Origin of the sequence: Komagataeibacter rhaeticus (assembly GCF_003207855.1) — a bacterium.
Classification (GTDB): Bacteria; Pseudomonadota; Alphaproteobacteria; order Acetobacterales; family Acetobacteraceae; genus Komagataeibacter; species Komagataeibacter rhaeticus.
The window spans coordinates 1-11,587 of sequence record NZ_NKTZ01000038.1 but is presented as its reverse complement, the minus strand read 5'-3'; the positions used below and the strand labels follow the sequence as shown (position 1 = coordinate 11,587).

Sequence of the window (11,587 nt, the reverse complement as noted above, 5' to 3'; positions counted from 1 at the left end):
CGACGCCATCTGGTCCGGGGTTAACCCCGGACCAGATGGCCAACAGCAACGCCGTCAGAAGGGCGGCATAACAACAACCGGGTATAGCTTATCAAGCCCGCAAAACTGTCCGAACGGACGGGACCACCTCTAGTGATAACGTCTCAAGGGGTGGCAGACCCATGACCTGTTACACTATGATGTTGTACTCCTCTTCATAAGCCGTAAGGCTTATGAAAGGATACACTATGATGTTGTACTCCTCTTCATAAGCCGTAAGGCTTATGAAAGGATACACTATGGGTAATAGTGTAACAGGCCGGGCCTGAAACCGGCCGGCCTGTCCCGTATCAGCGGCGGTTTTCCTGTCCGGGTCGGGAGAAGTGTGTTACACTTTTCGGGACATCATGCCCAGACCTGCCCCGAAGGCCCCTGTCCGGCCACCTTGCCAGCTGTCGCTGTTTCCCGAAACGGCGGCGCTGGTGCGCGTGGACCCGGCCGCCAACTGCTGGCGATTCTACCATCTGTCGCTGCAGCCCGACCTGTTTGGCGGCACCGCCCTGGTGCGGCAGTGGGGGCGGATCGGGACGGCCGGCCGGCAGGTCTGCGAACTGCATCATGATGCCGGGCAGGCGCGCGACGCCCTCGCCCGCCAGCTCCGGGCCAAGCGCCGGCGGGGCTACCGCGACAGGGCGGCCGGATGAGCGGCCCCCGGAAACCGGGACAGCGGGCGACCCCGGCCGGCGCCCCCGGCGGAATGCAGCTGTTCGACCGCGACGGGAGCCGCAAATACCTCACGGTCGCCGAGCGGGCGCGGTTCCTGCGCGCGGCCGAGCAGGCGCCGCGCGAGGCCCGCACGCTGTGCATGACCCTGGCCTGGTCGGGCTGCCGCCTGTCCGAGGCCCTTGCCCTCACGGCGGACCGGGTGGATCTCGCCGGCGGCGTGCTGGTGTTCGCCACGCTCAAGAAGCGCCAGGACGGGATCTATCGCGCCGTGCCGGTGCCCCCCTCCCTGCTCGAGGCCCTGGATCTGGTGCATGGCATCCGCGAGGCCCAGCGTCGGCGGGGCCGTGGATCGGCCGCCCGGCTGTGGCCCTGGTCCCGCATGACCGGCTGGCGGGCCGTGCATGCGGTCATGGACGCCGCCGGCCTGTCCGGCCCGGCCGCGTCCCCCAAGGGCCTGCGCCATGCCTTCGGTGTCGCCGCCGTCTCCAGCGGCATCCCCCTCAACATGGTGCAGAAATGGCTCGGTCACGCCCAGCTCTCCACCACCGCCATCTACGCCGATGCCGTCGGCGCCGAGGAGCAGGATATCGCACGGAAAATGTGGGGGTAATTTTCTGTCATTCTCTCTTGTAGATAGAGCAGATTTTCACGTATGACCACATGCAAACATGAGGTCATGTAAGGACGTTCACATGCCAACAATAGCGATTATCAGCCAGAAGGGTGGGGCTGGAAAAACCACTCTGGCCTTGCATCTGGCTGCTGCGGCTGAGGATGCTGGCCATACGGCATTGGTGATTGATGTGGATCCACAGGCGACGGCGAGCCAATGGGCCGCATGGCGTAAGGATGCTCCGCCGGTTGTAATTGACAGTGCTCCGCCTCGTCTCGCGGCTAAGATCGGACAGGCAATGAGCCAGGGTGCTGAGTTCATCGTGATTGATACTCCGCCTCACGCTGATAGTGCGGCTAGTGCTGCCGTTGAAGTCGCCGATTTGGTATTAATTCCATGTCGGCCGAGTGCGTTCGATCTGGCAGCAATCAAAACGACTGCCAGCCTTATAAAAATGCGTGGCAAACCAGCCTTCGTCGTTTTTACAGCGGGAAGTCCGACTGCTCCGCGTATGTATGAGGAGGCCACACAACTCGTACAAAGTTACGGACTGAACGCATGTCCACATATTATCGCTGATCGTGCAGTTTTCCGTCATGCTGCGGCGGAAGGGAAAACTGCAATGGAAATAGAGCCTAAAGGCAAGGCGTCTGATGAGGTAAGGCTGCTTTACAAGTGGACATGCAAGCATGTAAACATGCAAGCATCAAGGAAGCGGAGAGCTAGTGCATGAGCCGGAAGGGGTCTCTACTGTCGTTGCGGGATCGTGATTCCGCAATATCGCCGGTTGCAGTTGCATCAGAAAGCAAGGTTGCTGCTACCAATGTTGTTGGTACAGCCAGCAAGCAGGTTGCGCCGAGCCGTCAGGGCAAGAAAGCCATGACCGGCTATTTTAGTCCGGAAATGTCATTTGCTATGCACATGACCGCCAGAAAGCATGGAATGAGTTTACAGGATGCGATGGCCGACGCGTTTAACGACTGGCTACGCAAGATGGGAGAAAGTCCTGTGGGCAAGTAGGCATGTTTACGTGCGGTCATGTTTGCATGCAAGCATGTACACTTGCTGGCGTATGCCGGAATCAGCGTATTGGGTTGCGTTCGTGCCGTTTTTTACAAAAGCCAATAAAGGCTCCGGCAGGGCTTTTAAGTTCTGGTTTTCCCATGTCGTGCCACCATGAAACCCATTCATCATGGAGAGCATAGATGTCATATCCTGGCGCAACGGTTTTAGCGTCATGCATGGTTTCGGGGTCGATGTAGGGAGCATCCCTCACAGGGGCGATAACATCGCCCCTTGTTTTAAGGCTCAAACGGTTGCGAAATAGAATGATGTCGTTGGCCATTGTGATGGCATAGTCAGGAAAATGAGCATGACTGGTGTCATGCGCACACACTTTCTTAACCAAGGATCGAAAGACGCGAAGCGGGCTATTTGAGCCACATTTTTTTTGCAGCAGTTCTAATCCGATTTTCCATTCATCTTTCATACCGCAGTGTTTGCGGGCTAGTTCGTACATGCGTCGTTCGAACGGTTTACGAAGTCGGAAATAGTCTCGGTGAAGTGTTAGGACATTCTTGCTGATGACTGAACGATAGACCCAATCTGACAGAGTGATTTCAAGATCAAGCATTCGGCCATCAAACGTCTTACGGGTGATTCTAGCTTCTTCGATCAAACCGAAAATTCGCGTTTCTTCAATGCCGCCTGTTTGAATGTTGGTTCGCACAGTTGTTCCGCGCAAGCGTGTCAACGCGTCGGTCAGGAGCCTATAGCCTGCTCCGCTGGTTTGACGATTGGTAGCGACCAGCATGTCATAAGCTTGAAGGCGGAGTGTTCGGCCTGGTTGTTCGCCGTGATTCATTTTCGCAACGAGCTGAGAGATGCAGTAGATTAGGATATCCTTGTCATGGATCGTTGCCAGCCCTTTGCCAGACGGGATGATCTCTATGATATTCCCATTGTGTTCATAGCGTCGCATCCGGTTGTCTGGCTTGGTCGAGAGCGAAAAAACTGGATGCTCCATTGACGCCATATCATCTTTGGGAATGGCATCGAGCACGTCACAGATGAATAGATCCTGATTTGGATGGCGGACTGGAAGGAGGGGCGTGCGATCATCACCTTCCACAGCCAGAGAAGGTGCAATGTCGAACAAGGAAGGAGAAGATTCTATCGTCATTTCAATTACAGATAGCTACTATCGTCACTTCACATACGTGTCAGGTTGCGAGACGTCATTGGCGTAATCAAGGATGTCGTCGACCTGCTTCATGATGTCACGACCAGCCGGTTTGATGTGATCAGGATTACGGAACGCGGGATGTTTTTCAAGCCACGACGTGATGCATTGGGCGGGAGTTATGCCGCCCAGAACACGCTGCCGACGATGATTGTAAGCGAAACAGAAGCCTCTGAGCAGAATTTCCAGATCCTTATGGCTTGAGACACAGACCGGCAACACCTCTGTGGCGACACGGCCATTGAAGCGTTCGACCATTCCATTGGTCTGAGGGGAGTAAGCTTTGGTCCGGCGTCGGTCGATTCCCATGTCATGACAGGCTTTTTCGAAGGCATCCGCCGTAAAACAGGAACCACGATCGGTCAGAATATGGGTGATCCGGAAAGGAAAGGCAGTTTTGACAGCTTTGAGGAAATCGACGGAATTATCGGCATTTTCCGCGTCATAGACGGCCAGATGTACCGAACGGGAGCATCTATCAATGGCGACATATAGGAAACGTTTCCGCCGTTCTCCATCTGCCGTCTGCAATTTAGGCAGATGTTTCACATCAATATGGACATAACCGGGATCGTAATCCCGGAATGTTCCCTGTCCCCGAAGTGGTCCGGTCTTTGGAGCAGGAGGCAGCCTGTTCAATCCGGCATCTTTCAGAATACGCCAGATGTTGTCCCGGTTCAGATGCGGCAGGAAATGCCGCACGACAAAGGTCAGGTCATCCAGGCCAAAACCGGTAGAACGCCGAAGCTGACAGACAATGGCGCGCTCTTCCTCCGAGGCTTTCCAGGCCAGTTTCCGAGGACGGCTGCTGCGGTCCTGGCAGGCGTCTGAACCACGCCTACGCCACTTGCGGACAGTTTCCTCGCTGATCCCGTAGCGTCTGGCGAGCACGGATGTCGATTCCGATGAGCGGGCTATGTCAGCCCGGACGGCCGGTGTCGTGCGTGCCTGTGGATGGATCTGAAGCATCATTCAGTCTCCCTGGAAACGGAAGAAAACCATGAAGAGTAACGCGGTATTGCCCACCCTACATCATCCCAATGACGTTTCACAACCTGACACATACGCAAGTCAATTATCGTCATTTTAGATTCAGACTGAGCTTATCGTCATTTCAATTACGCATACTTTCTATCGTCATATTAGATTCAGTTTATCGTCATAGTGGATTCAGTTTATCGTCATAGTGGATTCACAGGACGATAGAATCTCTCGATAAAATCTTTATTATTCAGTATGTTATTTGAACCATAAAAATCCGTAACACCATTTAAACACCTACTTAAACACTCTAATGTTGTGGATAACTTTTTATTTCCTGAAATTTTCAGCCAAATTAAACCCAAGCACCGCCTCTTGGGGGCTCCGCCCCCGCCGCCTCGCGGCCTACGGCCGCCCCGATCGCGCATAGCGCGATCTCCCACCCGGCATCCCCCTGCTCGCCCTTTCAGGGCTGCGCTAAACGGACACGCCTACGGCGCGAAATCATAATCTGACGATGCGTTCCCGCATCGTCTCTCCACCAGCACCTTCCTCTCCCGCGTCGGCGCCTTCGACGCCCTACGGAGCTCCCGCTCCGCGCTCGCCCGACGCCTGCAACACCAGAAAAACCGAGCAAAACCGTAATCTGCTCAAGACGCACCGGTGTTCAGGCGATCATTCAGCAGCTCACGTGTCGCAGCATGCCCATCAGACGCCACAGGGTGGCCGTACAGGCATTACCGCGTGTGGTGGCTAGTTTGTGGGCTATAACGGGAATTGCGCTTTGTGCGGCCTCTCAGGGCGCTCTGCTGGCTTTATCAGGAATTGATGGGCTGTCCATTTCTGTCTGACCGTCCAGATATCCTCTTCCTGACTTTCAGTGGGATAGTTCTGATTGAAAAACCCAAGCGTTAGGGATATGGTGCATTATGCCGACGCTTCTGCGCATCAATGGATTTCGTGTCGTGATTTACACAGCAGATCATGTGCCGATGCACGTTCACGTCATAAGCGCGGATGGGGAAGCGGTAATTGAAATTGGCAGGAAAGCCCGACTGATACGAGCAGGTGGCATGAAAGATAAGGTCATACAGGAAGCCCTTGTCATCGTGCAGGACCACGCTGAGATGTTGGCTGAAGCATGGGAGAAGATACATGGCGAATGACATGAACTATCAGGCCGCTCGTGAAGCAGACGCGCTTCATAGAGCGACAGTTCCTCATGCGGTCTCCGCACGGTTGATCCGTGCGCGCCGCGCCCTTCATGTCACGCTCTCCAACGGTGTTGAAATGAGCGTGCCTGTGGATCTACTACAGGATTTGCACGACGCTTCACTGAATGATCTGGCCGAGATCGAGATCACCCCGCTGGGGAATGGCCTTCACTGGCCACGTCTTGATGCTGATGTCCTGGTCGAAGGTCTCATCCACGGTATCTACGGTTCCCGAAGCTGGATGGCGGCACAGATGGGACGTGTGGGCGGATCATCCGCCAGCCAGGCAAAGGTGGCGGCTGCACGCCGGAATGGTGCGAAAGGCGGTCGGCCAAGGAACGTCGCGTAAGAAAGACTGCTTACCACTATGAGCAGACAGGCCGGTGAGCCTAGTGGTTGCTGAAACCGCAAAAAGTTATTACAATAATAATAACATAAAGGGGGCTGTCATGGTCGAACTGAAAGTGCGAAAATTCGGAAACTCACTCGGGGTCGTACTACCCAAGGAAGTGATCTCACGGCTGAACACCCAGGATGGCGCGCCCCTGTATCTGACCGAAGCACCAGAAGGCGGATATCGGCTCGTGCCCTATGATCCTGACTTCGAAACCAAAATGACAAAGGCTGAAGATATTATGCGGCGTTACCGTGATACGCTGCATGTTCTGGCTCAATGACAGCCTTCGTCTGGATAGACGAACGGGATACCCTGATCCTGCATGATCGGCTGTTGGGGGTGCATGGTGGCGCTTCCGGCTTACGGGATGCAGGTCTTCTGAAATCCGCGCTTGCCCGGCCACAGCAGCATGCGGCTTATGCGGATCCGCTGGATCCAGTGCATCTGGCGGCCGTCTATACGGCGGGTATCGTCAAAAACCATCCTTTCATCGATGGGAACAAGCGTACGGGCTTTGTGCTCGGTGTGCTGTTTTTGGAACTGAACGGCTATCGTTTCACGGCAGCCCAGGAAGATGCAGCAAATGCGGTTCTCGCGCTGGCGGCAGGTCAGATGGACGAACTGGGCTATGCGGCATTCCTGACCGCCAATGTCGCATCCGAAAGGGTATGACGGTAAACGAGGAACGCGATGAGTGTGCTTTTTTCGTTTCCTGAGGTAGTTCTGGCGACATTTGTCTTGATGGACCAGACTAATATGGCTAAGTCTTTTTTTTGAGTAAACTCAGGAGGCTTTCGCCATGCGCACGGTCAACATCCACGAAGCCAAGACCCATCTGTCCCGGCTGATTGACGCGGCCATGAAAGGGGAAAGCTTCATCATTGCCAAAGCCGGCCGGCCGATGGTGCGGGTCAGCCCGATTACGGCTCCTGAAGAGTTACAGCAACGGCGTCTGGGGTTTCTTGCTGGAAAAATCCGGGTGCCCGAAGATTTTGATCGCATGGGACAGGACGATATTGTGTCTCTGTTCGACGGTCCGGCATGAGGCTTCTTCTGGATACCCATCTGCTGCTCTGGGCAGCCGGAGAGCCAGATAAGCTGTCAGCACGGGCGAGAACCCTGATGGAAGATCCGGGCAATGATCTGGTCTTCAGTGCGGCCAGTCTCTGGGAGATCACCATTAAGACCGGGCTGGGACGGGCAGACTTCCAGGTCGATCCTCATCTGCTGCGACGCGGTCTGATCGAAAACGGTTATGAGGAGTTACCGATCACCAGCCAGCACGCCTTGGCAGTCGGACAACTGCCAGATGTGCATCGGGATCCCTTTGATCGGATCCTTGTGGCACAGGCCACGGTGGAAGGATTGCTTCTGCTGACCCATGATCCGCTGGTAAAGGCTTATCCAGGCCCGATCGAAGCAGTCTGAAGGAGATCGACCAGTATGAGCTACAAAAATAGGTCCATGCCCTCGCTGCACAGTGACGACGCGGCCGAGGATTTCGTCGCGACCGTCGATCTGACCCGGTATGACCTGTCCGGTTTCAAGCCCATGCGCTTTGAGATCGAACCCAAGGCGGCTGCCCTCAACATGCGCCTGCCGGCGTCCCTGCTGGAGACCGATGTCGCACAGACGCGGTAAAGTATATTCCGACCAGAACAGAGGAGATCGGGCGATGTAGGTACGCTCGGAAATCACTCCGCGCGTCATGGAGGGGAAGCTCCCATGTCTCGCACCTATCATCACAGCCGCAAATACGGTCATGATCATCGCTGGGCCAACCGGCCGGATCGCTGTCATTATGGAGGTTCACGTGAAGCTTCTGAATCTCCCAACTGGTACAGCCATCTGCATGATATCCGTCCTGGCCGTCATCATGACAGGCATGTTGCCCGCCTGATCATCAAGGGCGATCTTGATCCTGTCGAGGCGGTCTTTCCGTATACCGGCACCCGGCGACCCCACGAGTATTACTGGTAATCTTCAGCGCGGGAACGATCTTTCGTTCCCGCGTCCCGCGAGGCCATTAGGGGGTCGGTACATAAAACGGGCACAGATATACGCTAAGGATTATCGGTGATTGTGATGGCTTGCCGGAGCGGGCGGAGTTTCCAGACCACCAGCGTATCCCCTTCCTTGAGCCAGGCGAGGCACGTCTTGAGGCCAGGGCGATCGTCGCGGGCACCAGAGGCCTTGTCGGAATGAATGTGGCGTGCATCGACGCCAGCCGCGATCAGCGCATCGCGCTGGAGATCCACTGACTGGCGTTCGTCGGCTGAGGACACTCGCATATAACCGACCAGCATGTACGACAAACCTCATCAGAAGAGTTTCCGCACAGTAATGCAAAGCGACATGGTTTGTCGTGCAGTTTTTGCTACCTTGGTGGCTATCTTTTCCCGGCAAGAAAAAAATGACGGAAAACACCTGTTTCCCGTCATATACTCTCAGCAGCCAGCCTTAGCGTATATCTGTGCCCGTTCTATGTACCGACCCCTATTTGAAGGGTAGCGCCGCAAGGAGGAAAGTAATGGCATATTTGTCATGTTTTTCAACAGATAACCGACCTTCCGTTTACTTTTCTTTCTTCCATATGAATTAGGTTAGTCTTAAACAGACTATAGTCAGGTTGGGACAGAGCAAAGCTATGCGAGAATAAGGGCTATATGTCGGTTTTTGTCAGGAAGTCTGAATGGGACAGACTTCCAGCCATTTCTATTAAAGTTGTCAAAACGGATATTGTGAAGCGAGGTTTTTTTTATGACGATGGGTCTGGCAGTGCCGGTTCTTCCCCGAAGGGACGATTGAGGATCGTGAGCACGTCTTCGGCGGCATAGATCCGGTTGCGGGCATGGCCGGTGCGTTCGGTCAGTATCCCGACCTGGCAGAGCTGGGCAAGGGCCGTCTGGGCGGCCGGGGGCGTGATGTCCAGCAGATGGCCAAGGCGGCTGGCCGTCAGGACGGGATAATCGGTCAGCAGGTCCAGCGCGCGCAGCGCGGCCGAGCCCTTACGGAAAGCCCGGCGCTGCCGCCATGTGGCCTTCAGGGCCTGGGTTGCCTGCCGGGTGACCTGCACTTCGGTGACGGTCCGGATGATGGCGTCTGACAGGAACCCGATCAGGGGCGGCCAGTCGAGCCGTTGCTGGGCCCGTTTGAGCGCCGCGTAATAGTCCTGTCTGTGGGCCTCGATATAGGGAGAAAGATACAGGGGGACCTGAGCGTCAGCGGCCATCATCAGCGGCAGCAGCAGGCGGCCAACCCGGCCATTGCCGTCGTTGAATGGATGCACGGCCTCGAAATGGGCATGGGCGATGGCTAGCCGGGTGATGAGGGACTGGGTCATCTGCTGCATCCCGTCGGCCTGCATGTAGTTCAGGGAGGCCTCCAGACAGGCTGCCACCTGGTCAGGCGGGGGCGGGTTATAGGTCGAATAGGCGATATGCCCTGTCCCGCCGATCCAGACCACGTCCTGGCGCAGGGTGCCCGGTGTCCCGCGATAGGCCGGGTCGTGCTGCATGACCGCCTGATGGAGCGCCAGCACGGTGGGCAGACGGAATAAGGCCGGGCCTTCGCTACAGGCCTGTGGCAGGAACTGCTCCAAGGTTCGCGCATAGTCGCGGACCTGCCGTGTGGCATGGGAAGCGCCCTGGTCGTCCTCATCGACCACCAGAAGCTCATTGAGGGTGCTGTGGGTGCCTTCCAGGGCGGAACTGCTGAGGGCTTCCTGACGGCTCAGGACGCGGCTGATCAGGTACGGATCAGGCAGGGTGCGGGCGAGGGCGGCGATTTCACCCAGGGCGGACAGGGCTTGCCCATGGCGGACGGCGGCATCGCCCAGCATAACGCCCGCTTCAGGCGGCGGCGGGGGCACGACCCCGTAATGCTGGGCATAGGGGGCGGGCAGCCGCTGCAGACATTCCCGGATCCCGCCGGCCAGATCCTCACGCTTCATCCTGCCCAACCTTTTCCTGACACCGGATTTCCCTAACATGATTAAGGTTTATGTTAAAACCTTAATCATGTTAGCCAGAAGTAGGCCCTTGCGTAAGGTTCTGCCAGATTGTGCGGGTGGCTACAGGTGACGTGGATGAAAAATTCTCCCCGCCCCGAATCTGTCCGGTAATATGGATTACCGGATAGATTGCTCACACCTTCATGTCAGCCGCTCAGATTGGCATCCTTCTTCCCATATAGTCGACATAATTGTTACAATGTCAGGCGATGTTCAGGATAACTGTTTTAGGACCGGTAACGGTAGCGATCTAGTTAACGCCCCCTAGCGAACTTCAGCGCCCAGCTCTCCCTAAGCGCGGCATCTTCGTCGTCCTCATCTGGATCGAAGTCGACAGCAAGCTTATCTGAGGACAGAACCGTAAGCGTGAAACCGTAAGACCCCAAGCCAACGACCTGTTCATCAAGAGCGGGATTTCGGTCTGTATCGAACCAGTCGCGAAGGCGGCACTCACCTATCACCTGACGGCTCGCAGCCACATTACTAGCGACTGCATTAAAACGAGCTGTAATGGAAGAGCTAGGGAGCCTACATCCTTTCGGCAAATAGATGTTTTCCCCGAGGCGTTTGAAGCTTTCCGAGCAAAAGGCGTAGCGCACAGTGGAGCAGAAGTGGTCCCCATTTTTCGGACAGGGCGATAAGCTATAATCCGATCTGAGAGAGAACGGGTTTTATGGGCAAGGTTACGCGCAAGAGGTATGCGGCGGAGTTCAAATCACGGGTTGCCCTGGAAGCGATCCGTGGGGAACTGACGCTGGCGGAACTGGCTTCGAAACATGGGGTGCATCAGACGATGATCGCCCAGTGGAAACGGCAGGCGATCGAGGGGATGGCGGCGACCTTCTCCGGGAAGACGGTGGCGGAGCCCCCGGTCAGCCCTGCTGATGTGGAGAAACTGCACGCGAAGATAGGCGAGCTTCTCGTGGAACGGGATTTTTTACGCGATGCCTCTGCTCGGTTGGGCGTGATCAGAGGCGGCAGATGATTGACCCGAAGCGAGCGCGTCTGCCGATAATCCGGCAATGCACGCTGCTGCAACTCAACCGGTCGGGCGTCTACTATCGGCCTGTGCCACAGAGCGAGGCCAATCTGGAGCTGATGCGGCTGATCGACGCCCAGTTCCTGGAAACGCCCTATTATGGCTCACGGCAGATGACATGGCATCTGCGCCGCCTGGGACATGAAGTGGGCCGCAAGCGGGTCCGGCGGCTCATGGCGATCATGGGCCTTCGGGCGATCTACCAGAAGCCGCGCACGACCGTGCCCCATCCGGAGCATCGGAAATATCCATATCTGCTACGGGATCTGGTCATCAATCGGCCTAACCAGGTCTGGTGTTCCGATATCACATATATTCCCATGAAACGGGGATTTCTCTATCTCGTGGCGATCATGGACTGGTTCACGCGCAAGGTCCTGTCCT

General features: G+C 56.1%; 16 protein-coding genes and 1 pseudogene. 13 read left to right on the top strand and 4 right to left on the bottom strand.

All coding sequences use genetic code 11. The features are described 5' to 3' along the window. The first annotated feature begins 386 nt into the window (after positions 1–386). The 4 genes from CFR78_RS15400 to CFR78_RS15385 all read left to right on the top strand — a co-directional run bounded on the left by CFR78_RS15400 (position 387) and on the right by CFR78_RS15385 (position 2,338). Positions 387–683 (top strand): WGR domain-containing protein, encoded by a 297-nt coding sequence (locus CFR78_RS15400; RefSeq protein WP_051672079.1) that lies wholly within the window; start codon positions 387–389, stop codon positions 681–683. Then, on the top strand, positions 680–1,315 hold the full coding sequence (locus CFR78_RS15395) for a tyrosine-type recombinase/integrase (protein ID WP_025439982.1): 636 nt from the start codon (positions 680–682) through the stop codon (positions 1,313–1,315). Before CFR78_RS15400 ends, CFR78_RS15395 begins: the two co-directional genes overlap by 4 nt. An 82-nt stretch (positions 1,316–1,397) precedes the next feature. Continuing rightward, positions 1,398–2,051: a ParA family partition ATPase gene (parA, locus tag CFR78_RS15390; protein ID WP_110581341.1), complete on the top strand. Its 654-nt coding sequence runs from the start codon at positions 1,398–1,400 to the stop codon at positions 2,049–2,051. Further along, positions 2,048–2,338 carry a ribbon-helix-helix domain-containing protein gene (locus CFR78_RS15385; protein WP_039733960.1) on the top strand — a complete coding sequence of 97 codons (291 nt, stop codon included), beginning with the start codon at positions 2,048–2,050 and terminating at the stop codon, positions 2,336–2,338. The genes parA and CFR78_RS15385 overlap by 4 nt, the downstream gene beginning before the upstream one ends. 61 nt (positions 2,339–2,399) lie before the next feature. On the opposite strand, the gene CFR78_RS15380 is transcribed toward CFR78_RS15385, so the two are convergent. Then, positions 2,400–3,500, bottom strand: a complete 1,101-nt coding sequence (locus CFR78_RS15380) for a replication initiator protein A (RefSeq protein ID WP_110581340.1) — start codon at positions 3,498–3,500, stop codon at positions 2,400–2,402. Positions 3,501–3,524: 24 nt separating this feature from the next. Next, on the bottom strand, positions 3,525–4,529 hold the full coding sequence (locus CFR78_RS15375) for an IS481 family transposase (RefSeq protein WP_110581342.1): 1,005 nt from the start codon (positions 4,527–4,529) through the stop codon (positions 3,525–3,527). A gap of 941 nt (positions 4,530–5,470) precedes the next feature. Here CFR78_RS15375 and CFR78_RS15370 point away from each other — a divergent pair. The 8 genes from CFR78_RS15370 (at position 5,471) to CFR78_RS15335 (ending at position 8,132) form a co-directional block, all read left to right on the top strand. Further along, positions 5,471–5,707 (top strand): DUF4160 domain-containing protein, encoded by a 237-nt coding sequence (locus CFR78_RS15370; protein ID WP_040133518.1) that lies wholly within the window; start codon positions 5,471–5,473, stop codon positions 5,705–5,707. After that, positions 5,697–6,104, top strand: a complete 408-nt coding sequence (locus CFR78_RS15365) for a DUF2442 domain-containing protein (protein WP_110581339.1) — start codon at positions 5,697–5,699, stop codon at positions 6,102–6,104. The genes CFR78_RS15370 and CFR78_RS15365 overlap by 11 nt, the downstream gene beginning before the upstream one ends. Before the next feature lie 100 nt (positions 6,105–6,204). Beyond that, positions 6,205–6,432, top strand: coding sequence for an AbrB/MazE/SpoVT family DNA-binding domain-containing protein (locus CFR78_RS15360; protein WP_014106734.1), 228 nt, complete (start codon positions 6,205–6,207; stop codon positions 6,430–6,432). Further along, on the top strand, positions 6,429–6,824 hold the full coding sequence (locus tag CFR78_RS15355; protein WP_110581338.1) for a type II toxin-antitoxin system death-on-curing family toxin: 396 nt from the start codon (positions 6,429–6,431) through the stop codon (positions 6,822–6,824). Before CFR78_RS15360 ends, CFR78_RS15355 begins: the two co-directional genes overlap by 4 nt. Before the next feature lie 127 nt (positions 6,825–6,951). Then, a complete protein-coding gene (locus CFR78_RS15350) occupies positions 6,952–7,197 on the top strand; it encodes a type II toxin-antitoxin system Phd/YefM family antitoxin (RefSeq protein ID WP_006560453.1) in 246 nt (81 codons plus the stop codon). Further along, entirely contained in the window at positions 7,194–7,580 is a 387-nt protein-coding gene (locus CFR78_RS15345; protein ID WP_012813382.1) for a type II toxin-antitoxin system VapC family toxin, read from the top strand. The genes CFR78_RS15350 and CFR78_RS15345 overlap by 4 nt, the downstream gene beginning before the upstream one ends. Before the next feature lie 36 nt (positions 7,581–7,616). Further along, on the top strand, positions 7,617–7,793 hold the full coding sequence (locus CFR78_RS15340; protein WP_181417555.1) for a CopG family antitoxin: 177 nt from the start codon (positions 7,617–7,619) through the stop codon (positions 7,791–7,793). 84 nt (positions 7,794–7,877) lie between these two features. After that, complete coding sequence (locus tag CFR78_RS15335) at positions 7,878–8,132, top strand: hypothetical protein (RefSeq protein ID WP_110581336.1); 255 nt, start codon at positions 7,878–7,880, stop codon at positions 8,130–8,132. Positions 8,133–8,215: 83 nt separating this feature from the next. Here the strand turns inward: CFR78_RS15335 and CFR78_RS15330 are convergent, their stop codons facing one another. Next, complete coding sequence (locus CFR78_RS15330) at positions 8,216–8,458, bottom strand: recombinase family protein (RefSeq protein WP_110581335.1); 243 nt, start codon at positions 8,456–8,458, stop codon at positions 8,216–8,218. Between the two features lie 452 nt (positions 8,459–8,910). After that, on the bottom strand, positions 8,911–10,104 hold the full coding sequence (locus CFR78_RS15325) for a Fic family protein (protein ID WP_110581334.1): 1,194 nt from the start codon (positions 10,102–10,104) through the stop codon (positions 8,911–8,913). Positions 10,105–10,837: 733 nt separating this feature from the next. Between CFR78_RS15325 and CFR78_RS15315 the strand changes: the two are divergent. Next, a pseudogene (locus tag CFR78_RS15315) lies at positions 10,838–11,587 on the top strand (IS3 family transposase); the annotation flags it as partial.